At 69.1% G+C, this 26,019-nt stretch carries 23 protein-coding genes; 13 read left to right on the top strand and 10 right to left on the bottom strand.

All coding sequences use genetic code 11. From position 1 onward, the window contains the following. Positions 1–13 precede the first annotated feature (13 nt). Positions 14–1,366, bottom strand: coding sequence for an NAD(P)-dependent oxidoreductase (locus ACSLUQ_RS17410; protein ID WP_417771247.1), 1,353 nt, complete (start codon positions 1,364–1,366; stop codon positions 14–16). Positions 1,367–1,722: 356 nt separating this feature from the next. Between ACSLUQ_RS17410 and maiA the strand changes: the two genes are divergently transcribed. From maiA to ACSLUQ_RS17395, 3 genes are all read left to right on the top strand, one after another. Next, a complete protein-coding gene (maiA, locus tag ACSLUQ_RS17405) occupies positions 1,723–2,367 on the top strand; it encodes a maleylacetoacetate isomerase (RefSeq protein WP_417771248.1) in 645 nt (214 codons plus the stop codon). Positions 2,368–2,419: 52 nt separating this feature from the next. After that, the gene (locus tag ACSLUQ_RS17400; protein ID WP_461809245.1) at positions 2,420–4,012 is read left to right on the top strand and encodes a fused MFS/spermidine synthase; all 1,593 of its coding nucleotides are present in this window, start codon (positions 2,420–2,422) and stop codon (positions 4,010–4,012) included. Positions 4,013–4,110: 98 nt separating this feature from the next. Next, positions 4,111–4,431 carry a heavy metal-binding domain-containing protein gene (locus ACSLUQ_RS17395; RefSeq protein WP_461809244.1) on the top strand — a complete coding sequence of 107 codons (321 nt, stop codon included), beginning with the start codon at positions 4,111–4,113 and terminating at the stop codon, positions 4,429–4,431. 77 nt (positions 4,432–4,508) lie between these two features. Here ACSLUQ_RS17395 and cysK read toward each other — a convergent pair whose 3' ends face one another. The 4 genes from cysK to ACSLUQ_RS17375 all read right to left on the bottom strand — a co-directional run bounded on the left by cysK (position 4,509) and on the right by ACSLUQ_RS17375 (position 8,758). Next, on the bottom strand, positions 4,509–5,471 hold the full coding sequence (gene cysK / locus ACSLUQ_RS17390) for a cysteine synthase A (RefSeq protein ID WP_417771251.1): 963 nt from the start codon (positions 5,469–5,471) through the stop codon (positions 4,509–4,511). Between the two features lie 239 nt (positions 5,472–5,710). Further along, a complete protein-coding gene (gene dut, locus ACSLUQ_RS17385; RefSeq protein WP_417771252.1) occupies positions 5,711–6,160 on the bottom strand; it encodes a dUTP diphosphatase in 450 nt (149 codons plus the stop codon). Positions 6,161–6,233: 73 nt separating this feature from the next. Beyond that, positions 6,234–7,448: a bifunctional phosphopantothenoylcysteine decarboxylase/phosphopantothenate--cysteine ligase CoaBC gene (gene coaBC, locus ACSLUQ_RS17380; protein ID WP_461809243.1), complete on the bottom strand. Its 1,215-nt coding sequence runs from the start codon at positions 7,446–7,448 to the stop codon at positions 6,234–6,236. Positions 7,449–7,522: 74 nt separating this feature from the next. Beyond that, on the bottom strand, positions 7,523–8,758 hold the full coding sequence (locus ACSLUQ_RS17375; RefSeq protein WP_417771254.1) for a penicillin-binding protein activator: 1,236 nt from the start codon (positions 8,756–8,758) through the stop codon (positions 7,523–7,525). Positions 8,759–8,972: 214 nt separating this feature from the next. Between ACSLUQ_RS17375 and rsmI the strand changes: the two genes are divergently transcribed. The 8 genes from rsmI (at position 8,973) to olsB (ending at position 18,181) form a co-directional block, all read left to right on the top strand. Further along, positions 8,973–9,965, top strand: a complete 993-nt coding sequence (rsmI, locus tag ACSLUQ_RS17370) for a 16S rRNA (cytidine(1402)-2'-O)-methyltransferase (protein ID WP_417771255.1) — start codon at positions 8,973–8,975, stop codon at positions 9,963–9,965. Continuing rightward, positions 9,962–10,135 carry a hypothetical protein gene (locus tag ACSLUQ_RS17365; RefSeq protein WP_417771256.1) on the top strand — a complete coding sequence of 58 codons (174 nt, stop codon included), beginning with the start codon at positions 9,962–9,964 and terminating at the stop codon, positions 10,133–10,135. The genes rsmI and ACSLUQ_RS17365 overlap by 4 nt, the downstream gene beginning before the upstream one ends. A gap of 9 nt (positions 10,136–10,144) precedes the next feature. Continuing rightward, positions 10,145–10,549, top strand: coding sequence for a YraN family protein (locus ACSLUQ_RS17360; protein ID WP_461809242.1), 405 nt, complete (start codon positions 10,145–10,147; stop codon positions 10,547–10,549). 132 nt (positions 10,550–10,681) lie between these two features. Continuing rightward, the gene (gene gshB, locus ACSLUQ_RS17355) at positions 10,682–11,638 is read left to right on the top strand and encodes a glutathione synthase (protein ID WP_417771700.1); all 957 of its coding nucleotides are present in this window, start codon (positions 10,682–10,684) and stop codon (positions 11,636–11,638) included. A 122-nt stretch (positions 11,639–11,760) separates the two neighbouring features. Continuing rightward, on the top strand, positions 11,761–13,287 hold the full coding sequence (locus ACSLUQ_RS17350; protein ID WP_461809241.1) for a YifB family Mg chelatase-like AAA ATPase: 1,527 nt from the start codon (positions 11,761–11,763) through the stop codon (positions 13,285–13,287). A 66-nt stretch (positions 13,288–13,353) separates the two neighbouring features. Beyond that, positions 13,354–14,373, top strand: a complete 1,020-nt coding sequence (locus ACSLUQ_RS17345; RefSeq protein ID WP_461809240.1) for an LLM class flavin-dependent oxidoreductase — start codon at positions 13,354–13,356, stop codon at positions 14,371–14,373. Between the two features lie 203 nt (positions 14,374–14,576). Then, positions 14,577–16,949 carry an ATP-binding protein gene (locus ACSLUQ_RS17340; protein WP_461809239.1) on the top strand — a complete coding sequence of 791 codons (2,373 nt, stop codon included), beginning with the start codon at positions 14,577–14,579 and terminating at the stop codon, positions 16,947–16,949. A gap of 266 nt (positions 16,950–17,215) precedes the next feature. Then, a complete protein-coding gene (olsB, locus tag ACSLUQ_RS17335) occupies positions 17,216–18,181 on the top strand; it encodes a l-ornithine N(alpha)-acyltransferase (RefSeq protein ID WP_417771261.1) in 966 nt (321 codons plus the stop codon). 87 nt (positions 18,182–18,268) lie between these two features. Here the strand turns inward: olsB and ACSLUQ_RS17330 are convergent, their stop codons facing one another. Next, positions 18,269–18,580 carry a DUF1330 domain-containing protein gene (locus tag ACSLUQ_RS17330; protein WP_461809238.1) on the bottom strand — a complete coding sequence of 104 codons (312 nt, stop codon included), beginning with the start codon at positions 18,578–18,580 and terminating at the stop codon, positions 18,269–18,271. Positions 18,581–18,784: 204 nt separating this feature from the next. Between ACSLUQ_RS17330 and ACSLUQ_RS17325 the strand changes: the two genes are divergently transcribed. After that, positions 18,785–20,995, top strand: coding sequence for a transglycosylase domain-containing protein (locus ACSLUQ_RS17325; RefSeq protein WP_461809237.1), 2,211 nt, complete (start codon positions 18,785–18,787; stop codon positions 20,993–20,995). A gap of 6 nt (positions 20,996–21,001) precedes the next feature. Here the strand turns inward: ACSLUQ_RS17325 and ACSLUQ_RS17320 are convergent, their stop codons facing one another. The 4 genes from ACSLUQ_RS17320 to hrcA all read right to left on the bottom strand — a co-directional run bounded on the left by ACSLUQ_RS17320 (position 21,002) and on the right by hrcA (position 24,973). Continuing rightward, on the bottom strand, positions 21,002–22,189 hold the full coding sequence (locus ACSLUQ_RS17320) for a multidrug effflux MFS transporter (protein WP_417771264.1): 1,188 nt from the start codon (positions 22,187–22,189) through the stop codon (positions 21,002–21,004). Between the two features lie 78 nt (positions 22,190–22,267). After that, positions 22,268–23,008 (bottom strand): M48 family metallopeptidase, encoded by a 741-nt coding sequence (locus tag ACSLUQ_RS17315; RefSeq protein ID WP_461809236.1) that lies wholly within the window; start codon positions 23,006–23,008, stop codon positions 22,268–22,270. 8 nt (positions 23,009–23,016) lie between these two features. After that, positions 23,017–23,856 (bottom strand): molybdopterin-synthase adenylyltransferase MoeB, encoded by an 840-nt coding sequence (moeB, locus tag ACSLUQ_RS17310; protein ID WP_417771266.1) that lies wholly within the window; start codon positions 23,854–23,856, stop codon positions 23,017–23,019. 49 nt (positions 23,857–23,905) lie between these two features. Beyond that, on the bottom strand, positions 23,906–24,973 hold the full coding sequence (gene hrcA / locus ACSLUQ_RS17305) for a heat-inducible transcriptional repressor HrcA (protein WP_417771267.1): 1,068 nt from the start codon (positions 24,971–24,973) through the stop codon (positions 23,906–23,908). Positions 24,974–25,299: 326 nt separating this feature from the next. Here hrcA and rph point away from each other — a divergent pair, with 326 nt between their 5' ends. Continuing rightward, positions 25,300–26,013, top strand: a complete 714-nt coding sequence (gene rph / locus ACSLUQ_RS17300; RefSeq protein WP_417771268.1) for a ribonuclease PH — start codon at positions 25,300–25,302, stop codon at positions 26,011–26,013. The last annotated feature ends 6 nt before the right edge of the window (positions 26,014–26,019 follow it).

Genomic DNA, 26,019 nt, shown 5'->3' with positions numbered 1-26,019 from the left:
TCGCGCGGCTCCCTCAGGCGGAGAGGCTCGCATGGATGGCCTGCGCGGCGATCTTGCCGTCCTCGACGGCCGCGACCGTCAGGTCGTCGCCGCCTGCGATGCAGTCGCCACCCGCCCACACGTTCGCAAGCGAGGTGCGGCGGTCTTCGTCGACCATGATGCGCCCGTCCTCGAGCGCCGGTGCGTCGGCGGCGAGCGGATCGGCGACAAAACTCTGGCCGATCGCCTTGAACACCTGGTCAGCTTCCAGCGTGACGGTCTCGCCCGTGCCGGCGAGCCGGCCTGAGGCATCGACGGCGGTACGCTCGAGCGCGATGGCGCGGACATGGCCGCCGGCTCCGATCAGCCGGGCCGGACGCAGCCATTCGCGAATGATGACGCCGTTGGTCAGCGCCACTTCCTGCTCGTAGGGGCTGGCCTTCATGGCCTCGCGGTCGCGGCGATAGGCGATGGTGACCTCCTCCGCGCCGAGCCGCTTCGCCTGCACGGCGATGTCGATGGCGGTCATGCCGCCGCCGATCACCACCACCTTGCGACCGATGGGAAGGCTGGCGAGATCCGCCGTCTGGCGCAGGCCGGCGATGTAGTCGACCGCGTCGAGAACACCCGAAAGCGTCTCGCCCTCGACCTTGAGCGCATTGACGCCGGCAAGACCCATGCCGAGGAACACGGCATCGAAATCCTGCCTCAGCCCGGCAAGCGTCAGATCGCGGCCGAGCGCCTTGCCACAGTCGATGCCGATGCCGCCGATGGCGGCGACGAAGGCAACCTCCCTCTGCGCGAAATCATCGGTCGTCTTGTAGGCGGCGATGCCGTACTCGCTGAGCCCGCCCGGCTTCTCGCGTGCCTCGAACACCGTCACCTCATGACCGTGGCGCGCCAGCGCATGGGCACAGGAGAGCCCCGCCGGTCCCGCGCCGACGACGGCGACACGCCTGCCGGTCGCGGCGGCGCGCTCGAACGGGTGGCGGTCCGGGTCGGAGAGATAGATGTCGGTCGCATGGCGCTGAAGCAGGCCGATCTGCACCGGCCGGTCCTCCGCAAGATTGCGGACACAGGCCTCCTCGCACAGTGTCTCCGTCGGACAGACGCGGGCGCACATGCCACCCAGGATATTCTCCGCGAAGATCGTCTTCGCCGATCCCACCGGATTTCCGGTCGAGATCTGGCGAATGAACTTGGGGATGTCGATCGAGGTCGGACAGGCGATGGTGCAGGGCGCATCGTAGCAGAAATAGCAGCGATCCGCCTCGACACGCGCCTCGTGGACGCCCAGCGGCGGGTGCAGGTCGTCGAAATTGTCGAGATAATCGTCGGCCGTCAGGCGCCCGGAGCGGACGTCAGGGGCCGTGAGTACGTCAGCCATGGCTGCACCTCCACGATGGCCGGCTGACCGCGCGTCGCGCGCGGGCGGGCGGCACATGGTTCTCCTCTGGGGCGCGGGGACGAGGGAAGGATGCTCCGCCGCGCCGACTTCTGCGGCATCCGCGACACGGGCGGATGCCTGCTCTGGCGATTGCAGACGGCGCTTCCTCATTGATCGGGAAATCGTCCGCCTTTCAGCATTGGGCCGAGTTTTGACCAAATAGTCAAATTTTTTGTCGCCCCCTTCACGCAGCGGCAGGAGCAAGAGCACACTTGGCCCGGCCCGCCGGCCCGTGTAGTTCCCACCGGGAGCGCGCGTCGCACGACGCGCAAGATCCCGCGAGCGGAAGGAAAGACATGAGCACTCCCGTCCTCCACGACTACTGGCGTTCCTCGGCGAGCTACCGGGTGCGGATTGCGCTCAACCTGCTTGGCATCGCCTATGACGCCGCGCCCGTGAACCTGCTGACCGGCGCTCATCGCGCCGCCCCGCATCTGGCGCGCAATCCGCAGGGCCTTGTGCCCGCCCTCGACATCGACGGACGGACGATGACCCAGTCGCTGGCGATCATCGAATATCTGCACGAGACCCGCGACGGCAGCAGCCTGCTTCCCGCCGACGCCCTCGGCCGCCAACGGGTGCGGGCGCTGTCCCATGTCATTGCCATGGAGATCCATCCGGTCTGCAACCTGTCCGTTGCCTCCCGCGTCAAGGAGCTGGCCGGAGGCGCCGACGAGGTGCGCGTCGACTGGATGAAGGAACACATCGGCAGCGGGCTCACTGCCCTCGAGACGATGCTCCAGGACGGTGGTTCGGGACGGTTCTGCCACGGCGACACGCCGACGCTGGCCGACCTTTGCCTGGTGCCTCAGGTCTACAACGCGCGCCGCTGGGGCGTCGATCTGACGGCCATGCCGGCAATCGTGGCGATCGACGCCGCCTGCGCCGAGCTGGAGGCTTTCGCCGCCGCCCATCCGGACCGGATCGGCGCTCCGGCCTGATCACGCGCAAAGCCGCTTCCCGGCCCGCTCGGGCCGGGATAGGCTTGCCGCCATGATGCGTAATCCAGACATCGAGGCGGCCGGGCCGCGCGCCTCCGCCCCTCCCGTCGCGACCCCGACGACCGGCCCGCGAATTTCGTTCGCCTTCCTGCTTCTGGCGCAATTCGTCGTCGCGGCGGCAGGGCTCGTCGTCGAGATCGTCGCCGGGCGCATGCTTGCCCCTTATGTCGGCATGTCGCTCTACACCTGGACCGCGGTGATCGCGGTGGTGCTCGCCGGCTTTTCCGCCGGCCACTGGGCCGGGGGGCTCGTCGCCGACAGGCCGGCGCGCTCCGGCTTGCTGTGGCTCTCGGCTTCCGCCGCCTTCGGCGCGATCGCCACGGCCGCGGCGCTGCCGCTTCTCGTTCTGGTCTCGGGCCCGCTGCTCTCGCGGATCGACGATCCGGTCGGCGGCATCGTCGCGCTGAGCGCGGCGCTCTTCTTCCTGCCCTCGTTTGCCGCCGGCATTCCCTCGCCGATCCTCGCCCGCCTCGCCATCGAGGACAGGGCGCGCAGCGGTCGCGCGCTCGGGGCCTTGCACGCGGTCTCCGCCATCGGCGCCATCGCCGGAACGCTCGCCGCCGGCTATCTCTTCATCTCGTGGCTCGGCACCGCGCGAACACTGATCGCGGTCGCCGTCATCTATGCGCTTCTGGCTATTCTCACGCTCGCGGTGGCGCGGCGCGCAGGCCCCGGACCCTCCACGGCCCCCGCGGTGGCGCTGTCGCTCATCGCCCTTGCCATCGCCGCCGTCGCTCCGGCGACCGCGACCCGCGCCTGTGACGTGGAAAGCCGCTATTACTGCATCCGCGCCCTCGACATCTCCGACCAGTTCAACGCGCCGACAAAGGTGATGGTGATCGACCATCTCGGCCATGGCATCAACGTCATCGGCGAGCCGCGCCGTCTCGAGATGCCCTATGCGGCGATCATCGATGCCGTTGCGCGCCGGCGTCTCGGTGACACGCCCACGTCAGCCTATTTCGTCGGCGGTGGAGCGCTGACGCTGCCGCGTGCCTGGACCACCGAGGGTGCGCGCAAGGGGCTCGTCGTCGCCGAGATCGACCCGGAGGTGACCCGCGTGGCCGCGGCAGGCTTCGACGTCGATCCCGCCCGCTTCACCGTGCGCCACGGCGACGCCCGCCGCCTGCTGCGCGCGGAGGGCGGCTTCCAGATCATCGTCGGCGACGCCTTCACCGACATCGCGGTGCCCGCCCATCTGGTGACGCGGGAGTTCTATGCCGAGATCGCCGACCATCTCGGAGCGGACGGCTTCTACGCCATGAACCTCATCGACCACATGGACAGGCTGCAGGCGCTGGCGGCCACCGTGCGCACGCTGCGTGCCGTCTTTCCCGTCGTAGAGGTCTGGGTGGAGGCAGAGGATTTCACCGCCGGCGGGCGCACCACCTTCGTACTGGTCGCCGGCCGCTCGGCGACCGAAACCGGCCGCATGGCGCTGCCGCCAACCGCAGCGGGGACCTCGCCACGGATCATCGGACGGATGCCTGAGGAGAGGATCGACCGTCTGGTCGCGCGCCTCGACCCACCGGTCCTCACCGACGATTACGTGCCCATCGACCGACTGATGGGCCCGGGGAGCTGACGACGCATCGCGCGCCGTCTTGACCGGGCCGACCGGCAACGCCATCTCAACCGGGCCGGATACACGATGCAATCCGGCGCACCGCAAGAGGAGACGACATGCTGGTCACCACAACCAATACGCTTCAGGGCCGCGAGATCGCCGACTACAAGGGCATCGTCACGGGCGAGGCCATCCTCGGCGCCAACATCTTCAAGGATCTCTTCGCCGGCATCCGCGACATCGTCGGCGGCCGCTCCGCCGCCTATGAGGAAGAACTGGGCAAGGCCCGCGAGATCGCGCTGCATGAACTGCAGCAGCGGGCGGCGCATCTTGGCGCCAATGCGGTGATCGGCGTCGATCTCGATTATGAGACGGTTGGCCAGAACGGCTCCATGCTGATGGTCAGCGCCACGGGAACCGCCGTCGTCGTTCGCTAGTCCCGCCTGCGGAAACGACAGCGGCGGGGCCGTTTCCGACCCCGCCGCCGCATGTCCGGCAATGCCGTCCGACCGGCTTACTCCAGTCCGTCGAACAGCGCCGTCGAGAGATAACGCTCGGCGAAGGACGGGATGATCACGACGATGCGCTTGCCCTTCATGTCGGGACGGGCGCCGACCTTGAGCGCGGCCGCGAGCGCCGCGCCGGAGGAAATGCCGACCGGCAGGCCCTCGACCCGCGCCACCTTGCGGGCCATCTCGAAGGACTCGTCATTCCCGATCTTGACCACCTCGTCATAGACCTTGGTGTTGAGAACGCCCGGCACGAAGCCGGCGCCGATGCCCTGGATCTTGTGCGGGCCGGGGTTGCCGCCGGACAGGACAGGGCTGTCCTCGGGCTCGACCGCGACCACATGCAGGTCCGGGTTCTTCTCCTTCAGCACCTCGCTGACGCCGGTGATGGTGCCGCCGGTGCCAATGCCGGACACGAAGACGTCGACATTGCCGCCAGTGTCGTTCCAGATCTCGAGCGCGGTGGTGCGGCGGTGGATCGCCGGATTGGCCGGGTTCTCGAACTGCTGCGGCATCACCGCGCCCTCGATCTCCGCAACCATCTCCGCGGCGCGCGCGATGGCGCCCTTCATGCCCTTCGGCCCCTCGGTCAGTTCAAGCTCGGCGCCGAGCAGCTTCAGCATCTTGCGGCGCTCGATCGACATGGTCTCCGGCATCACCAGAATCAGCCGGTAACCGCGCGCGGCTGCAACAAAAGCAAGCGCGATGCCGGTGTTGCCCGAGGTCGGCTCGACGAGCGTGGTCTTGCCGGGCACGATCTTGCCCTCGGCTTCCAGCGCGTCGATCATCGACACGCCGATACGGTCCTTGACGCTGGAGATCGGATTGAAGAACTCGAGCTTGGCCAGGATCTCGGCCTCGACGCCTGCGTCCTTCGCCAGCCTGTCGAGCCGCACGAGCGGCGTATCGCCGATGGTGTCGGTGATCGAGGCATAGATCCGGCCACGGCCGGGGGTACGATCGCTCATGTCAGGCTCCCTTCCGGCGCGCAGGCGCTGCACGCTCGCACGCGCGCTCCGCGCGTTTCATGTTCGCACAATGTAGGGCGCGCGCGCCGGCCTGACGAGACCTGACAACAGTCCGCTTGCGCAACGCGACGCAATCACGTTCCACAAATCACGGAAAAACCAGAACAGGTTTGCTGAAATACCGGAAACTCGACGGCCCGGCGGCGCAGGCGTTGCGCCGCCGGGCCGTGGCGGAAACCTCAGCGGTGACCGGTGGAGCCGAACCCGCCGGTGCCGCGCGCTGTATCGTCCAGCGCCTCGACCTCGGTCAGTTCGGCCCGCGAAACCGGAGCGACGATCATCTGGGCAATGCGGTCGCCGCGTTCGACGACGAAGGTCTCATGGCCCAGATTGATCAGGATCACCTTGATCTCGCCGCGGTAGTCCGGGTCGATCGTGCCGGGCGTATTGAGCACGGTGACGCCGTTGCGGCTGGCGAGCCCCGAGCGCGGGCGCACCTGCGCCTCCGTGCGCGGCGGCAGGGCGATGGCAATGCCCGTCGGCACCAGCGCGCGCGCGCCGGGCACGATCTTCACCGGTGCGTCGACGGCGGCGAGCAGGTCCATCCCCGCCGCCTCGTCGCTCTGGTAGGAGGGCAGCGGCAGGTCGGCGCCATGGGGCAGGCGACGCACTTGGACAGGCACGGTCATCGGCGGAAAATCCTCGTTGAAGGCGCCGGCACGCGGCGCGGCGAAAGATGTGGAGAGGGCGACGGCTGGAGGCTCAGAGCGTCCGAAGCCTTGCTGCGATTTCCTCGACGAGACGGCGGGCGACCTCGTCCTTGGGCAAGGTCGGCCAGTCGACCACCCCGTCGCGGGAAACGAGACGGACAGTGTTGGCGTCACCGCCCATGACCCCGGTTTCCGGCGAAACATCGTTGGCGACGATCATGTCGGCACGCTTGCGGTCGAGCTTGGCCATGGCGTTCTCGATCACCGTGTCCGTCTCGGCGGCAAAGCCGACGACCAGGCGCGGGCGCAGGGTGGCGTGGTGGCCGATGGTGGCGAGGATGTCCGGATTCTCGGCAAGCGGCAGCGTCGGAACCGCGCCGCTTCCATCCTTCTTGATCTTGCGGCCGCTCTCGCTCTCCACCCGCCAATCGGCAACGGCGGCGGCCATCACGGCGACGTCGGCGGGAAGCGCCGCATCGACCGCCGCCAGCATCTGGCGGGCGGTCTCGACCCGCACCACCGTCACGCCCGGCGGATCTGGCAGGGCGACTGGGCCGGAAACCAGCGTGACGCGCGCCCCCGCACGCGCCATCCAGCCGGCGATGGCATGCCCCTGCTTGCCGGAGGAGCGATTGGCGAGGTAGCGCACCGGATCGATCGGTTCATGGGTCGGGCCGGAGGTGATCAGCACATGGCGGCCGGCCAGCCCCTCGACCGGCGGGGCGAGCAGCGCCTCGAGCGCGGCCGTGATTTCCAGCGGCTCGGCCATGCGGCCGGTTCCCGCCTCGCCCGTTTCCGCCATCTCGCCCGCATTGGGGCCGACAAGGCGCGCGCCGTCGGCGACGAGTTGCATCACGTTGCGCCGGGTCGCCGGGTGGGACCACATGGCGGGGTTCATGGCGGGCGCCAGCAGCAACGGCAGCTTGGAGGCAAGCAGCACGGCACCGGCGAGATCGCCGGCAAGGCCGCTCGCCATCTTCGCCATCATGTCGGCGGTCGCCGGCGCGACCACGATCGCATCCGCCTCGCGGGCAAGGCGGATGTGGCCGACATCATGTTCGGCGTCCCGGTCGAAGAGCTCGGTGAAGACCTTGTCACCGGTCAGCGCGCCCACCGATAGCGGCGTGACAAAGCGGCAGGCGCCCTCGGTCATGATGCAGCGCACCCTCGCGCCGCGCTCGCGCAGCCGGCGGATCAGATCGAGGCTCTTGTAGGCGGCGATGCCGCCACCGATCACGAGCAGGATACGGGTATCGGCAAGGCTCACCGCGCGTTCTCCATTGCTTTCAGGCACGCAGGCTGCCGCCCGAGCACGGGCGACACGGACAGAAGGTGGGCGGCCTAGTTGCCGAAGCTGCGCGGCGCCGGCGAGACGATGCGCGAGCCCTTGCCCGTCACTTCGTAGATCGCGAGGCCCCGCTGGTTGGTTCCGTCGCGCTCGAAGCGGAAGACGCCGTCGATGCCGAGGAAGCCGTCGCGGTTGGTCAACACCCGCTCCGAGAAGCGCGCCTGCCCGGCGGAGCGCACGAGGCCCGCGGCAAGGATCGTGCCGTCATAGGCGAGCGAGGAATTGCGCGGCGGGCGGCTGCCGTAGCGGGCCGCATAGCGCTGAGCGAAGGCATCGAAGCCGGCCGCATCGGGCCCTGGATACCATGCGCCGGCCAGCGGCGCGGCATTGAGCACCTGCTGGTTGTCCCACTGGCCGCTGCCGAGCAGCTTGGTCGTGCCGAGGTTGACGCCGCCGGTCGACAGGCTTTGCGCGACGAAGGGCGCGACATTGCCCGCCGGCACGAAGATCGCGTCGATCTGCGACGCGTTGGCGGCCACCTTGCCGACCTTCTCGGCAAGGTCGGTGGTGTCCGATCCGTTCAGCTTGTAGCGCTCGATGGCGACGATGCGCGCGCCGGCGCGTCCCACTTCCTGGCGAAAAGCGGCCTCGACCACGGCGCCATAGGTGTCGTCCGGCAGGATGGCGGCGAAGGAGCGCCGACCCTCGCGCGCGGCGTGGGAAATGACGCGCGACACGTCGCCACGCGGCAGGAAGCTCAGCAGGTAGACGCCGCGCGAGGCGACCGATTCATCGGAGGAAAAGGCGATGACCGGAACACCCGCAGCACGGGCAACGCTGGCGGCGCCGCCGACAGCCGGTGCGAAGACCGGGCCGAGCAGCATTTCAGCGCCCTCGTTGATCGCCGCCTGGGCCGCGGCGCGCGCGCCCTCGGCGGTGCCGCCGGTGTCCTTGACCAGGATCTGCACGTCCGCGCCCTGGAAATCGGACAGCGCCAGTTCCGCGGTGTTGCGGAAGACGGTGGCGATGGAGGAGGCGCTGCCGCCGCCGGTCATCGGCAGCAGCATGGCGACGCGCACGGAGCCCGCGCCGATCGTCTGGCCGCTTGCCACCGGCTGGCCCGGCGTCGAGGGATAGCCCGGATATTCGCCGAGCGTGGAGCCCGTGCAGCTTGCCAGCGCCAGGCCGGCGCCGAGCACCAGACCCGCGCGCGCGGAACCCGCGAAGCGCGCCGCACCCGTGCCCGAACGGGTCACGCCCGAAAGGGCCCTGCCAATGATACCTAGCACCGCGCCAGTTCTCCTGATTGCGAATTGCCCCCGACCGAAGAACTCCGGCCCTCGGGGATGATTACCAGTCCGCCCCGCCCGCTGCAAATCCTTGCAGTGGCGGCCGGGGTCCCGCGCTTGGCCTTGGGCGTGTTTCCTGTCACAACAGGCGCGTCGCGGCGGCCGCGCCGCCGCCGTGCCCGAGACCCGCCACGAACCAGGACCACCGCCGCCGATGTCCAGACCCGACGTTCCCGATCCGCAGACGAGCCTGCCCGCGGACGATCATCCGCAACACGCTCCCGAAGACGGAAAGCGGACGGCCGAACCGAAGGGGCGGGACGATTTCTTCATCGGCGCCCAGCGCTTCGAGGCGCCGCGCCAGGAGCCGGGCCTCTATATCGTCTCGACCCCGATCGGCAATCTCGGCGATATCACCGTGCGCGGGCTCGAGACACTGGCCGGCGCCGACCTGGTCGCCTGCGAGGACACGCGGGTGACGGCGACGCTGATGCGCCGCTTCGGCCTGAAGACGCCGCTCACCGCCTACCACGAGCACAATGCCGAACGCGCCCGCCCCAAGCTGCTTGGCGTTCTCGCCGCCGGGGGCAAGGTGGCGCTCGTCTCCGACGCCGGTACGCCGCTCGTCTCCGATCCCGGATACCGGCTGGTGAAGGCCGTGCTCGCCGAGGGGCACAAGGTCATTCCGATCCCCGGCGCCAGCGCGCCGCTTGCCGCCCTCGTCGGCGCGGGTCTTCCTTCCGACACGGTCTGCTTTGCCGGCTTTCTTCCGGTGAAGTCGGGGCAAAGGACATCACGGCTCGCCGAGCTGTCGCGGGTGCCGGCGACGCTGGTCTTCTTCGAGAGCCCGCGCCGGGTCGCGGCATCGCTTGCCGACATGGCCGGCGTCTTCGGCAAGACCCGGGAAGCCGTCGTCGCCCGCGAGCTCACCAAGACCTTCGAGACCTTCGAGCGTGGCACGCTGTCGGAGCTTGCCCGACGTTTCGACGGCGAGACGGTGCGCGGCGAGATCGTCGTCGTCGTCGCGCCGCCCGAACCGAGGCCTGAGGCCGACCCGGCCGATGCCGACCGGCTGCTCGCCGAGGCGCTCGCGACGATGAAGCCCGCGGCTGCCGCCAAGCAGGTCTCCCAGCTCACCGGCGTCGAGCGCAAGGACCTCTACGCCCGCGCACTCACGCTGAAGTCCGGCGAGGGGGACGCGTCATGAGCAAGATCCTGATGCTGATGTTCGTGTTGATCGCCGCGATCCAGGTGATCAAGCCGCTCGGCTGGCCAGGCCTGAAGCACAGGCGCGACGCATGGAAGCTTGCCGTCGGCGGTTTTCTCGTCACCTTCATGGCCATCGTGCTCGCGGCCCTGTTCCAGCCGGCGGGCTGAGGTGCACCGATGGCGAAGGACCGCGAGGCCGGGACGAGGGGAGGGGAAAGGCGGCGCAGCCGGCCCGCCGCCTACCGGCTCGGCCTGCACGGCGAAACCCTCGCCGCCTTCTTTCTCCGCCTCAAGGGCTGGCGGATACTCGCAAGGCGCTATCGGGCAGGGTCCGGCGAGATCGACATCGTCGCGCGACGCGGCAAGACCGTCGCCTTCGTCGAGGTGAAGGCGCGGGCGAGCCGCGAGGCCGCGCTCCTGGCGATCACGCCGCAGGGCCGGCGCCGCATCGCTGCCGCGGCGCGAAGCTGGCAGGCCGGCCGGGAGGATCTTGCCGACACCACGCTGCGCTTCGACGCGGTCCTGATCGTGCCCTTCCGCCTGCCCGAGCATGTCGAGAATGCCTTCGAGGGAACAGGCTGAGGGGCAGCCCCGCGCGCCACGCATCTGGACAATTGCCGCCCGCGCCCGCATATCCTCAACCAACCCGGCGGCCATGCGACCGCCTCTCTTTCCGCCTCCGTTCCGGAGAACGCCATGTCCGCTTCAGACAAGATGTCCGCCCGCCCGCTCAAGGTCGCGGTGCAGATGGACCATATTTCCTCCATCAACATTGCCGGCGACAGCGCCTTCGCGCTGATGCTCGAGGCCCAGGCGCGCGGCCACGCGCTGTACCACTACACCCCGGATCGGCTGGCCATGACCGGCAACACGGTCACCGCAGGCCTCGAGCCGGTCGCGGTGCGCGACGAGGTTGGCAATCACTTCACGCTCGGCGAGAAGGTGCTGACGGACATGTCCGAGGTCGATGTGGTGCTGATGCGCCAGGACCCGCCCTTCGACATGGCCTATGTCGCGGCCACCCACATGCTGGAGAAGATTCACCCCGCAACGCTGGTGGTGAACGATCCGGCCTCGGTGCGCAACGCACCCGAGAAGCTCTTCGTCACCGAATTCCCGGACCTGATGCCGGAGACGCTGATCACCCGCGACCGCGAAGCCATCGACGCGTTCCGTGCCAAGCATGGCGACATCGTCATGAAGCCGCTCTTTGGCCATGGCGGCGCGGCTGTGTTCCGCATCACGGCCGACGACCTCAACTACGGCTCGCTCTACGACTTCTTCGCCGCGACCTTCCGCGAGCCCTGGGTGATCCAGCGCTTCCTGCCCAATGTGTCCAAGGGCGACAAGCGTATCCTGCTCGTCGACGGCGAATTCGCCGGCGCGGTCAACCGGGTGCCCCAGGCGGGCGACCTGCGCTCCAACATGGTGCGCGGAGGCGCGGCACGCGAGGCCGACCTGTCCGAACGCGAGCGCGAGATCTGCGCCCGGCTCGGCCCGGCGCTGCGCGAGAAAGGCCTCATCCTCGTCGGTATCGACGTGATCGACGGCTTCCTCACCGAGATCAACGTCACCGCTCCGACGGGCATTCGAGCCGTCGCACGGCTCGGCGGGCCGGACATCGCGGCCAGGGTCTGGGACACGGTCGAGGCCAAGCGCGCCGCGCGCTGAGCGCGGCGGAAGCGCAACACAACCCGTCCACCACCTTCGGTTGCTCGCACGCAACGCTTGCGCTAGGTTGCAATCCTTGCAACCGCAGTCATTTCGCGAAACGGGCGGCCGGAGGGTGGGGGATGGTGTCACGGGTGACGACGGTCGCCTTCCAGGGCATTGAGGCCAAGCCTGTCGACGTGCAGGTGCAGATAGGCCCCGGTCAGGTTGCCTTCACCATCGTCGGACTGCCGGACAAGGCGGTCGGCGAAAGCCGCGAGCGGGTGCGCGCCGCGCTTCTCGCCTCCGGCCTGTCGCTGCCGGCAAAGCGTGTCACTGTCAATCTCGCCCCCGCCGACCTGCCCAAGGAAGGCTCCCATTTCGACCTGCCCATCGCGCTGGCGCTGATGGCGGCGATGGGCGCGCTGCCCGCGGCCGATCTCGAAGGCTATGTCGTCCTCGGCGAACTGGCTCTCGACGGCACGATCTCACCCGTCGCCGGCGTGCTGCCGGCGGCAATCGGGGCCAACGGCCTCGGCAAGGGGCTGATCTGCCCGGCCGCCTGCGGCGCCGAGGCCGCCTGGGCCGACCGCGACATGGCGCTTCTCGCGCCACACTCCCTGATCCAGCTCGCCAACCACTTCAAGGGCACGCAGATTCTCGCCCGCCCGGCCCCGAAGCTCGGCGCTGCGGCCGGCGGCCTGCCGGACCTGTCGGAAGTGCGCGGCCAGGAAAGCGCCAAGCGGGCGCTGGAGATCACCGCCGCCGGCGGCCACAACCTGCTGATGATCGGCCCGCCGGGTGCCGGCAAGTCGATGCTGGCAAGCCGCCTCCCCTCGATCCTGCCGCCGCTGGAGCCGCGCGAGCTGCTCGAGGTGTCGATGATCGCCTCGATCGCCGGCGAGCTCGCCGACGGGCGACTGAGCGAGCGCCGCCCGTTCCGCGCGCCGCATCATTCCGCCTCCATGGCGGCTCTTGTCGGCGGCGGCGTCAAGGCGCGGCCGGGCGAGGTGTCGCTCGCCCACAACGGAATCCTGTTCCTCGACGAGCTGCCCGAGTTCAACCCGCAGGTGCTCGACAGTCTGCGCCAGCCGCTGGAAGCGGGCCAGACGGTGATCGTGCGCGCCAACCACCGCACCAGCTACCCCTCGCGGGTGCAGCTCATTGCCGCCATGAACCCCTGCCGCTGCGGCCATGCGGGCGAGCCGGGGCATACGTGCCGGCGGGGCGAGCGCTGCGCCTCGGAATATCAGGCGAGGCTTTCCGGACCGCTGCTCGACCGCATCGACCTGCGCATCGAGGTGCCGGCCGTCTCCGCCGTCGACCTGATGGGCGGCGGCGCGGTGGAGAGCTCGGCCGACGTGGCGCTCCGGGTCGCCGCCGCGCGGCGCATCCAGTCGCAGCGCTACGCCGCGCTCGGCGCGCCGGCACGCACCAACGCCCAGACCGGAGCCCGCCTCATCGAGGAGGTCGCCCGTCCCGACGCGAGCGGCCTGATGCTGTTGCAGGAAGCGGCGGAGAGCCTGCATCTGTCGGCACGCGGCTATCACCGCGTGCTCAAGGTCGCGCGAACCCTTGCCGATCTCGACGCATCGCCCGACGTCCGGCGCATCCATCTTGCCGAGGCGCTGAGCTATCGCGGGGCCGCGCTCGAGCGTCGCGCCGCCTGAACCCGTCGGGTCCGCCCTTGGCTACCAGGCCTTTGTTTCCTAAATGAGGACCCAACGGAGATCCTCATGCAACATTATTCCCTTCTCGATCTGTCCCCCGTGCCGGAAGGCAAGACGGCGGGCGATGCTCTCGCCAACACCATAGATCTGGCGCGCAAGGCGGAAGTGGCGGGCTACCACCGCTACTGGCTTGCCGAGCATCACAACATGCCTGGCATCGCCAGCGCGGCGACGTCCGTCGTCATCGGCCAGGTGGCGGCGGCGACACGCAGCATGCGCGTCGGCGCGGGCGGCATCATGCTGCCCAACCACTCGCCACTCGTCATCGCCGAACAGTTCGGCACCCTTGCAACGCTGTTTCCCGGGCGAATCGACCTCGGCCTCGGCCGTGCGCCCGGAACCGACATGGCAACGGCCCGGGCCCTGCGCCGACATCTTTCCGGCGAGGACAATTTCCCGCAGGACGTCGTCGACCTGATCGCCTATCTGGATGACCCGTCCGAAGGCGGGCCGGTGCGTGCCATTCCAGGAGAGGGCACCCATGTGCCGGTGTGGATCCTGGGCTCGAGCCTCTATGGCGCCCAGCTTGCCGCCGCCCTTGGCCTGCCCTACGCCTTCGCCTCCCATTTCGCCCCCACGATGCTGGAGGAGGCGCTCGACGTCTATCGCCGGACCTTCCGCCCGTCGGCCGAACTCGCGGCTCCCTATGCGATGGTCGCCGCCGGCGTCTTCGTCGCCGATACGGACGCGGAAGCCCGGTATCTGCGGTCCTCGCAGGTGCTCTCCTTCGCCAGGCTGCGCACCGGACGCCCCGGCAAGCTGCCGTATCCGGTCGACAACGTGGCGGACGAGATCCCGCCGCCAGTGCTTGCCCAGGTGAACCATGCCCTGTCGGTTTCGGCGACAGGCTCGCCAGAGACCGTCCGGCGCGAACTCGGGGCCATCGTCGAGCGCTACCAACCCGACGAACTGATCGTCACCGGAATGATCCACGATCACGGCGCCCGGGTCAGGTCCTTCCAACTCGCCGCCGAGGTGCTGGGCGATCTGGTCGACGGCACCCGGCCGCTGGCTCGCGAAGCATAACTCCTCGCACTCCGATCCAGGCGTCAGCGGCTCCCCGGGGCTGCTGACGCCAACCGGGCCGGCGTCAACGGCCCGATGCGCCACGGCAGGGCCAAAACTCCCGCCCAAGGCCTTTTGCCGCAACGGTTTCTCAATCTCTCCCGCAGAGACTGCCCTGGTCCGCGCGCCTCTTGCGCGAACTTGCCGAGGGACGAGGAGAGCAGGTGGCCGCCCCCGAACGCCATGACCGCACGACGCATCGCGAGGCCGGAAAGGCCGAGCCAGAGCGCTTCCAGGCCGGCTACAGCGAAGCCGAACGGCCGGCCGTCGAGACGCCGGACCGCACCGGTCGTGATCCGGTGCCTGCCACGCCTCGCACGTTTGCCAGCATCCTCGGCAGCCTTGCCCTTTTCGCCGTCTCCTTTGCCGCCTTCATCGGCGGCGCGGCCGGCCTCGTCGCCCTTGTTCCACCGCCGGCCCGCCTTGCGGTCGCCGGCTGCGTGCTCATAATCGCCGGCGTCTCGCTGGCTCTGTCCAACGCCGCGCGCGCGGAAACCTCGGCGCGTGCCCGGGTGCGCGGGCAGATGGCGGAGCGTGAGGCGGAGATCGCATCGCTGTACGCCGAGCGTGAAGCCCTGCAGGACGAGGCCTGGCGCCTGCGCGAAAGCGACGAGCGCCACCGCGACGTGCTCGACAAGCTCGGCGACGTGGTGACCCGATGGCGCGAGGGCGGCGAGACCGTCTATGCCAACGACACGGCGCGGGCGCTGTTTCCCGACGGACGCATCGACGGGTTGCACGGCCGCCGTCAGGGTGAGCCGGCAGACGATCCCGAGGGCGCGCGCGAGGACATCCGGGTCGCCACGGCGCAGGGGCCGCGCTGGTTTGCCCGGCGCGACGTCGCCGTACGCGACGTGACCACGGGCGAGCCACTGATCCAGACCATCCTGCGCGATGTCACCGACCGACGCCGCATCGAGGACGCGCTGGTCGCCGCGCGCAACCAGGCCGAGACGGCGAACGCGTCCAAGAGCCGGTTTCTCGCCACCGTCAGCCACGAGATCCGCACGCCGCTGAACGGCATTCTCGGCATGGCCGGCCTGCTCGCCGACACTCGGCTGACGCCGGAACAGCGCACCTATGCGGATGCGGTGAAAAGCTCGGGCGAAATCCTGCTGCTGCTGATCTCCGAGGTGCTCGACATGTCGCGCATCGAAGCGGGCCGGCTGGAACTGATGCCCGGCCCCGCCGACATCGCCGGCCTTGCGGAAGGCGTCGCCGAGCTGCTGAGCCCGCGCGCGCTCGCCAAGGGCCTTGAGATCGGCTGCTACGTCGATCCGCAGCTTCCACGCCGCATCGTCGTCGACGAGACACGGCTGCGCCAGATCCTCTACAACCTCGCCGGCAACGGCCTGAAGTTCACCGAAACCGGCGGTGTCGAGATCCGCATCGAGCGGCTGGGGGATCCGGGTTCGACGCCGGATGCGGGCGCGCGGCTGGCGATCACCGTGCGTGACACCGGCATCGGCTTCGATCCAGGCGACGCCGAGCGGCTTTTCGAGGAGTTCGAGCAGGTCGACCACGGACCGGCTCGCCGCTTCGACGGCGCTGGCCTCGGCCTTGCCATCTCGCGCCGGCTGGCACGGCTGATGGGCGGCGAGATCACCGCCACCGCGGCACAGGACGCGGGGGCCTGCTTCCGCGTCGTGCTGCCGCTCGTCGCAGCCGAAAGTGGGGGCGAGAACACCGCGAAAGCCTCGCGGCCCGACAGCTTTCTTGCCGGCAAACAGGTTTGCATCATCAGCGAGAGCCGCATCGAGGCGCCGCTCGCCGCCCGCGCTGTCACATGCGCCGGGGCGCAAGCAACACTGGTCTCGCCCTGCCGTCAGGAGGACGAGGAGAGGCTCGACGCCGCCATGCACGAGGCGGATCTCATCTTTCTCGATCTGGCGGCGGTGCGCGATGCGGGAGCATGGCTCGCCGGGGCGCGCGCCACCGGCGTCACCGCGCCGGCCATCGCCATCCTGACGCCAACCGACCGCGCCTGCCTGCCCCGGCTGAAAGCCGCCGGCTTCGGCGCCTACCTCATTCGCCCGATCCGCTCCGCCTCACTGCGCCAGGTCACGACCTCGGTTCTGGAGCACGGCGAGGCGGCGGTGGGTTGGGAAAGCGCCATCGACACCCGCATCACCGATGCGGAGCGACCCGAACCCCAGACACCGAGCCGCCCGCTCAAGGTACTCGTTGCCGACGACAACGATATCAACCGGCTGCTGAGTGAGGCGCTGGTGCGCAAGTTCGGGCATGAGGCGGTGGTCGCAGCCGACGGCGCGGAGGCGCTCGAAGCTGTCGCCGACGGCAGTTTCGACATGTTGCTGATGGACCTGCACATGCCCGGCATCGACGGAGTGACCGCCATTCGCCGCTTCCGCGAGATGGAACGGGAGCACGGCTGGACGCGGGTTCCGGTGATCGCGGTAACCGCCGACGTGACGGCGGAGGCCGAGGACGCGGCCCTGGAAGCGGGTGCCGACACGGTGCTCACCAAGCCGATAGACCCCGACCTGATGCGGCAGAAATTCGCCGCCGTTGCCTGAGCCGATCGGCCGCCGACAACTATTTCCCCTCCCTTGTCATCGCTTCCAATTGTCATGGAAGTGTTGGAAACTTATGTTTTAGGTGACGGCTAAGCACCCGGCCGGCCTCTGGTTCCACGCCGCGCGCGGGACGGGAGCGTCGAAGTCCCGGACAAACGACCGCAGGCCGATGCCGTTATCGGGTGTATCAAGGCCAGCGTCGGGGCGATATAACGAGCCTGGGTGCGTCGGCACCCGACGGGGAAACGAAGAAGGGCGTCGGGATCATGTCGAGACTTGACGAAAGCACGGGACGCGCACGTGGAGGGCTTCTTTCGCCGCGCAACCTCGTCCGCAAGTTTGTGCCTGCGAGCGCTGCCGCGCTGCGCCCTGCCTGGCTGCCCCTCCCCGGAGCGCTGCCGGCCGGCCGCCACACGCCGAGCCTCGGCCGCATCGGGCCGCTGGAGGTGCGCCTCGCCCGTACGCCCAAGGAAGTGCGCAAGGCGCAGGAACTGCGCTACCACGTCTTCTACGAGGAAATGTCGGCCATCGCCGATGCGCAGACGATGGCGACGAAGCGCGACATCGATGCCTATGACGCGATCTGCGACCATCTTCTGGTGCTCGACCACGAGACCCCGCAGCGCAACGCGCTCGGTCGCCGCAAGCCGCGCATCGTCGGCACCTATCGCCTGCTGCGCCAGGATGTGGCGGAGCGCAACGGCGGCTTCTACACGGGCAGCGAATTCGAGATCCAGTCGCTCGTCGACGCGCATCCGCGCCTGCAGTTCCTCGAGCTCGGCCGCTCCTGCGTGCTCAAGCCCTACCGCACCAAGCGCAGCGTCGAGCTGCTGTGGCACGGCATCTGGGCCTATGTTCTGATGCACCGCATCGACGTCATGGTCGGCTGCGCCTCGATCGAGGGAACCGATCCCGACCGCATCGCCTCGCAGCTTTCCTTCCTGCATCACAACGCCCGGGCGCCGGAGAACTGGCGCGTTCCGGCGATCCGCGAGCGCTATATCGACATGAACCGGATGCCGCGCGCCGAGGTGAACGAGCGTCAGGTCCTGCGCGAGCTGCCGCCGCTGATCAAGGGCTATCTGCGGCTCGGCGCCTATATCGGCGACGGCGCGGTCGTCGACCATCAGTTCGGCACGACCGACGTTCTCATCGTCATGCCGGTCGAAGCGCTCAACAGCCGCTACGTGAACCATTACGGTGCCGACGCGGGACGCTACTCCAATCAGTAGGCCCGTTGCGCGCTCCCGATAACAAGAACGCCCGGCCCGCGGATCGCGCGGCCGGGCGTTTTCGTTCGTGCGCGGGCCGAGCCTGCCTCAGGTGTCGCCGGGCTGCGGTCCGTCGTAGCCCTGGATGACGACAAGATCGGAGACCGAGGCCTTTTCGCGCAGGGACTTGGCGTACGCGTAGCCTTCGCTCCGATAGCAGGCCAGCGCCTGATCGTAGCTGTCAAACTCGATCACCACATTGCGGGCACGCGCCGCGCCTTCCATGCACTCGAATTCACCGCCACGCACCAGGAAGCGCGCGCCATAGGCCCGGAAGGGCTCGGCGTTGGCCGCAACATAGTCCTTGTATGCCTCGAGGTCGGTCACGTCGACGCGCCCGATCCAGTATCCCTTCGCCATCTGCGCTTCCCCTGTCGCTGTTCGCCACCGCGGCGACAGCCTCTTTTCCACCAAGGGTTAGCGCGCCGGAGACGGATGTGTAAAGCGCCGGGGACTTCGCCGGGGGATGCTTAACCACCCCTTAAATCGCCTCATTTAGGCTCCAAGGCGGGGAACGAAAGGGGGACACGGGTCCCCCCGCACCAACTTTTGAAGAACGGATCTATGGCTCGAGGATCGTCCAGCGACGGCCGGCGCGAACCGCGCATGGGACCAGGCAACGGCGGCATGCTCGACATGCGGCTGACCCCCGACGACAGGCCGAGCGATCCGGGGCGCGGCAAGCCCGCGCCCAAGCGCAAGCGACCGGCGAAATCCGGCAACGGCAATGGCAAGGGCAAGGGATCCGGCTCCGGATCTGGCGGCAACGACCGTCGGCCGCGTGGCGGCAAGCGCAAGACCGCCCGCAAGACGCGGGCCCGCGGCGGACTGGCGCGCGGGCTTCGCCGGCTGGTCTACTGGGGCTTCGTCCTTTGCCTGTGGGGCGGCATCGGTCTTGCCGGCGTGCTCGTCTACTACGCCGCCTATCTGCCGCCGACCTCCGAATGGAAGGTGCCCAAGCGCCCGCCCAACGTGCGCATCGTCGCCGCCGACGGAACGCTGATGGCCAACCGCGGCGACACCGGCGGCGAGGCGGTCCGCCTCGAACAGCTTCCGCCCTATCTTCCCGAAGCGGTGATCGCCATCGAGGACCGGCGCTTCAAGAGCCACTTCGGCCTCGATCCGCTCGGCCTCGGCCGCGCCGTCATCACCAACCTGACCCGAGGCCGCCTTGTCCAGGGCGGCTCGACGCTGACCCAGCAGCTCGCCAAGAACCTCTTTCTCGAGCCCGACCGCACCCTGCGCCGGAAGGTGCAGGAAGCCGTGCTCGCGCTGTGGCTGGAGGCCGAATACACCAAGGACGAGATCCTCGAGATCTATCTCAACCGTGTCTATCTGGGTGCCGGCGCCTATGGCATCGACGCGGCCTCGCGCCGCTACTTCGGCAAGCCGGCGCGCATGCTGACGCTGGCCGAGGCGGCGACCATCGCCGGGCTCTTGAAGGCGCCCTCGCGCTATGCGCCGACCAGCAATCCCGAGCTTGCAACGGAGCGCGCCAAGCTCGTGCTCGGGGCCATGGTCGAGGAAGGCTTCATCACGCAGGGGCAGGCACTTGCAGCCTTTGCCGAGCCGCTCAAGGTGGTCACCCATCACACGTCCGCCAGTGAGAACTACGTCGCCGACTGGGTGATGGAGCTCCTGCCGAGCTATGTCGGGGCAATCGATCAGGACATCATCGTCGACACCACCGTCGACCTCGGCATGCAGATCGTCGCCGAGGATGCGCTGCGCCGCGCGCTCGACACCGAAGGCGGCAAGCGCGGCGTCTCGCAGGGCGCGGTGGTGACGCTCGACACCGCGGGCGCCGTCAAGGCGCTGGTCGGCGGGCGCGACTACGGCAAGAGCCAGTTCAACCGGGCGGTGAACGCCCATCGCCAGCCGGGCTCCGCGTTCAAGCCCTTCGTCTATCTCGCCGCGCTGGAAAAGGGGCTGACGCCCAATCTCGTGCTGGTCGACGAGCCGGTGAAATTCGGCAAGTGGTCGCCGAAGAACTATTCCAAGTCGTACCGCGGTGCGGTGACGATGACCCAGGCGCTGTCGCTGTCGCTCAACACGATTGCCGCCAAGCTCGCCAACGAGGTCGGGCCGAAGGCGATCATCCGCACGGCGCGCAAGCTCGGCATCACCTCGCCGATCCAGCCCAACCTGTCCATCGCGCTCGGCACCTCCGAGGTCACGCCGCTGGAGATCACGGCCGCCTTCGTGCCCTTCTCCAACGGCGGCTATGCGGTGGTGCCGCATGTGATCCGCCAGATCCGCACCGCCGACGGCACCGTGCTCTACGCCCGCAAGGGCGACGGAGCAGGCAAGGTCATCGACTTCGCAACGCTTGCCGACATGAACATGATGATGGCCGAGACCCTGTCGACGGGCACCGGCAAGGCCGCGAACCTGAAGGGCCGGCCGGCCGGCGGCAAGACCGGCACCAGCCAGGATTTCCGCGACGGCTGGTTCATCGGCTACACCGGCACGCTGACGACCGCCGTGTGGCTCGGCAATGACGACAATTCGCCGACCAAGCGGGCGACCGGCGGGTCGCTGCCGGCCAAGATCTGGAAGGACGTGATGGAGGCCGACCACCAGGGCCTGCCGGTGGCAAGCCTTCCCGGCGTCTCCGACCGTCCGGTTCAGGTGGCCGAGCCGGACGCGCCCGAGGACATGCCGATGCGCGACATCCCCGCCGAGGGCGACCCGGCGGGACGGCTGCCGCCGATGCGCGACACGACCGGCGGCGGCGGTCCGCTGGACCTCATCAACCGGATCTTCGGCGGCTAGGACGCCTCACATGTCGCGGCGCGCCTCGCGGCTGGCGCGGAAGACCAGCGTCGCGGCCAGCCCGAGGGCTGCGATGATGGCGGCAAGCGCGAAACCGGTGCCGCCGAGCGTGGCGCTGACGCCGATGCCGACGGCCGCCGCCGTTCCCATCTGGGCGATGCCCATGAGCGAGGAGGCCGTGCCGGCGCGCTCCGGAAAGGGCATCATCGCGGCGGCCTGCGCCTGCGGCAGGGTGAGGCCGACGCCGATCATGTAGATCATCATCGGCAGGATCACGGACAGCGCCGAGGGCGCGAGTTCGAGCGCTCCCATCATGACGATGCCGCCGGCCGCCAGCAGCCCGGTGCCGAGCGTGATCGTCGTCTCCGCGCCGAACCGGGGCGCCACCCGCTGGCCGATCAGCGTTCCCACAACATAGGCACCGGCGCAGACACCGAAGGCGATGCCGTAAACGGTCGGCGTCAGGCCGTAGATGTCCTGCAGCACGAAGGACGAGCCGGAAATGAAGGCGAACAGGCCGCAATAGGTGCAGGTGACGACGAGCATATAGGCCAGAAACACCGGATGACGCAGCAGCCGGGAGAAGTCGCGCAGCAGGGCGGCGAGCGAGAAGGGCGCGGTCTCGCGCGCCTTCAGCGTTTCCGGCAGGCCGCGCCAGACGCCAACGATGATGGCGATCACGGCGGCGAAGGAGACGAGGAAGACGAAGCGCCAGCCGCCGGTGGCCGAGATCAGGCCGCCGAAGAAGGGCGCGACGGCCGGTGCCAGACCCATGATCGATCCCATGCGGGCCAGCTCCTGGCCGGCGCGCGGTCCCTCGTAGAGATCGCGCACCACGGCGCGCGCCAGCACGATCGGACCGGCCGCGCCGAAGGCCTGGCAGAAGCGGGCGACGATCAGCAGGTCCACCGTCGGCGCGAGCGTGCAGGCAAGGCTCGCGACCGCATAGATGCCGAGCCCGGCAAGCAGCACCGGCTTGCGGCCGAGCCTGTCGGCGAGCGGACCGTAGAAGATCTGGCCGGCGGCGAAGCCGACCAGAAACATCGACAGGGTCAGCTGCACCACCGCGTGGTCGGTGCCAAGCTCGCGCATGATGCCGGGCAGTGCCGGCAGGTACATGTCGGTCGAGATCGGCCCCAGCGCGGTCAGCGAGGCAAGCAGGATCGTCAGGGCCCAGGTGTCGGGCTTGAGCATGGCACGGGCCTTGATCGGTGCGCCGGACGGCGCGACAGGACAGGATGGGAGGGCACGGACGGAAAGCCGCCGAGGTCCCTACCCATAGAGATGCAGCCGCCCGCCCTCGCGCCGAAGCCAGTCGCGCGCCTCGTCGGTCTGCGGCGCCAGCCGGCGGCAGTGCGCCCAGAAGCGCGGACCGTGGTTCATTTCGGCCAGATGGGCAACCTCATGGGCTGCGACGTAATCGAGGATCGTCGGCGGCGCAAGCACGAGCCGCCAGGAAAAGGAGAGCTGGCCGCTGGCGCTGCACGACCCCCAGCGGCTTCTGGTATCACGCAGGGCGATGCCGGCGGGGGACCGGCCGAGCGCCCCGGCGTGCCGGGCAACCGCCGCCTCGAGATCGGCGCGGGCTTCGCGACGCAGCCAGTCGGTGAGACGGCGGGCAAGGTGATCCGGCCCGCCTGGAACGGCCAGGATCGGCTCGTCCCCGTCCTCACGGCGCGAGACCAGGCCGCGCAGCCGGCCCGTGGCTTCGATCCGGTGCTCGACGCCGCGCACGGGAACGACCCCGCCGGCGGCGAAGGCGACCGGATCGGGCCGCGCGGTCAGGTGTTTTTCAAGCCAGCCCCTGTGGCTCTCGGCGAAGCGCAGGGCCGTTTCCAGCGTGCCCTTGGCGGGAACCGTCATCACCGGATCGCCGCCGCCGCTTGGAACCCGCAGGATATATCGCTGTGCCCGGGCGTTGCGACGCAGGACAACCCGCTGGCACCCGCCCCCGACCTCGATGCTCACCGCCTCGGGAAGCGGTGCCGGGGCACCGGACACGATGCGTTTCAACAGTGCCTTCACCGGTCCTCGCCATGACTTTCGTCGTGAACCTCGGCGCCGCCGATCATCTCTTCGACGCGCCTCGGTGCGCTCCCGTTCAGCGGGTTCTTCTGCGACCAGCGATAGCGGATGGTCTCGAAACGCATGTTGCGCGCGTCGATCAGCAGCAGCCGGCCGAGCAGCCCCTCGCCAAAGCCCGCAATCTCCTTGATGACCTCCATCGCCTGCATGGTGCCAACCATGCCGGTGAGCGCGCCGAGCACGCCGGCCTCGGCGCAGGTCGGAAGCAGCCCCGCCGGCGGCTTTTCGGGAAAGATGCAACGGTAGGTCGGATTGGGCGTCCCGTCCTCGCCCTTCTCATGCGGCTTGAGCAGCGTCAGCGATCCGTCGAGCCGGCCGACCGCGCCGCTCACCAGCGGCTTGCCGGCATAGAAGCAGGCGTCGGAGACCAGATAGCGCGTGTCGAAATTGTCGGACCCGTCGACCACGAGATCATAGGCGGAGACGAGCGCCAGGGCGTTCATCGGCTGCAACCGCACGGGATGCGGCTCGACCTTCACATGGGGATTGAGCCGGGCGATCGCCTCCGCCGCGCTCGCCACCTTGGGCTCGCCGAGCTGGTCGGTGTCGTGGATCACCTGGCGCTGGAGGTTGGAGAGCGACACCGTGTCGTCGTCGACGATGCCGAGCGTGCCGACGCCGGCGGCGGCCAGATACTGCAGCACCGGCGCGCCGAGCCCGCCCGCGCCGATGACGAGCACGCGCGCCGCCTTCAGTTTCTGCTGCCCCGGTCCGCCCACGTCCTGGAGCACGATGTGGCGGGCATAGCGTTCGAGTTCGGCAGGGCTCAGGGTCATGTCGGTCCTTGAAGATTTCATGTCTTGCGCCAGGCGCGGTCCGGCGGCCTCAGCCGAGCAGCCGGCCGACCAGCCGGGCGGTGTAGTCGACCATCGGAATGATGCGCGCGTAGTTGAGCCGCGTCGGCCCGATCACGCCGAGCACGCCGATGATGCGCTCGTCCTGATCACGGAAGGGCGAAACGATGATCGAGGAGCCGGAGAGCGAGAACAGCTTGTTTTCCGAGCCGATGAAGATCCGGACCCCGTCGCCGCCCTCGGCGGCGGCGAGAAGCTGGATCAGGTCCCGCTTGCTCTCCAGGTCGTCGAAGAGCAGGCGGATGCGCTCCAGATCGCGCTCCGCCTCGAGCTGCGACAGAAGGTTGGAGCGGCCGCGCACGATCAGCGAGCCGGACTGGCCGACGTCGCCGGCGCGCGTGGCAATGCCGGTCTCGACCAGCTTGGCGGTGAGCTCGTCGAGCTCTTTCTGATGGCGATCGCGCTGCGTCTCCAGCTCCGTGCGCGCCTGCGCGAGCGTGCGCCCGCGAATGAGGTTGGTGAGATAGTTCGACGCCTCCACCAGCGCCGACTGCGGCAGGCCGGCGGGCAGGTCGATCACCCGGTTCTCCACCGAGCCGTCGTCGCCGACAAGCACCACCAGCGCCTTGAGCGGCTCGATGCGCACGAACTCGACGTGGCGCAGGCGGGCATCGGTCTTGTGGGTGAAGACGACGCCGGCGCCGCGCGACAGACCGGACAGCATCTGGCTCGCCTCGGTGAGAAGCTGCTCGCTGGTGCGTTCGCTGCGCGCGGCCTTCACCTGCACCTCGATGCGGTCCCGCTCCTCGCGTGTGAGATCGCCGACCTCGAGCAGCGCGTCGACGAAGAAGCGCAAGCCGCCCTCCGTCGGCAGTCGGCCGGCGGACGTATGCGGCGCATAGAGCAGACCGGCATGTTCCAGGTCGGCCATGATGTTGCGGACGGAGGCGGGCGAGAGCTGGATCGACGGCAGGCGCGAGAGATTGCGCGACCCCACCGGCTCGCCCGTGTCGAGATAGGTCTCCACGATGGAGCGGAAGATCTCGCGCGAGCGCTGGTCGAGATCGCGCAGGCTGACGGAAGGAACGCCCAGGGTCACTTTGCCATCCTCGAATTGCTGGCGCGTCGTGCGACCGCGGGCTTGCGGACGCTCGAACAGGCGAAAGCCGCGACGCACCCCGCCCCGGCACCGCCAGCGGCGGTCGCCAAGAACCCTATATAATGCTCCGGCGCCGGCATGTCACAACCCAAGCGGCGGGCGGCGCGAGGAGCATGCCTTGCCTTTTCCGTCCACAGGCGATTTCCTCGCGCTCCGTCCTGGTTTAAGACGGTGCCGAATGAACGGTGCCGGCACGAAGCCGCGCCATGGTCGGCCGGCCCGCGGGGGGCCTTTGTCGACTGCCGAAGCCACGAGAGGGAGACAACATGCGGCCATCCAAACGCGCAGCCGACGAATTGCGCGCCGTCACGCTGGAGCGCGGTGTTTCGAAGCACGCGGAAGGCTCCTGCCTGGTCAAGTTCGGCGATACGCACGTCCTGTGCACGGCCAGCCTCGAGGAGCGCATTCCGCCCTGGCTGCGTGGCCAGGGGCGCGGCTGGGTGACGGCCGAATACGGCATGCTGCCGCGCGCCACGGGCGAGCGCATGCGCCGCGAGGCCTCCGCCGGCAAGCAGTCGGGCCGCACCCAGGAAATCCAGCGCCTGATCGGCCGCAGCCTGCGCGCCGTCGTCGATCTGCCGGCGCTCGGCGAGCGGCAGATTTCCGTCGACTGCGACGTCATCCAGGCCGATGGCGGCACCCGCACGGCGGCGATCACCGGCGCCTGGGTCGCACTCAACGACTGCATCAACTGGATGCGCACCCGCGACATGGTGACGAAGCCGGTGCTGAAGGACCACATCGCGGCGATTTCCTGCGGCATCTATGGCGGAACGCCGGTGCTCGACCTCGACTATGCCGAGGATTCCGAAGCCGATACGGACGCCAATTTCGTCATGACCGGCTCCGGCGGCATCGTCGAGATCCAGGGAACGGCCGAGGGCGCGCCCTTCTCCGAGGAGGAGTTCGCAGCGCTGATGGGGCTCGCCAAGACCGGTATCGCCCGGCTCGTCGATTTCCAGAAAATGGCGATCCTGTGAGGTCCA

The sequence above is a fragment of the Stappia sp. ICDLI1TA098 genome (assembly GCF_054880955.1).
This window is presented reverse-complemented; position numbering and strand designations above follow the sequence as displayed.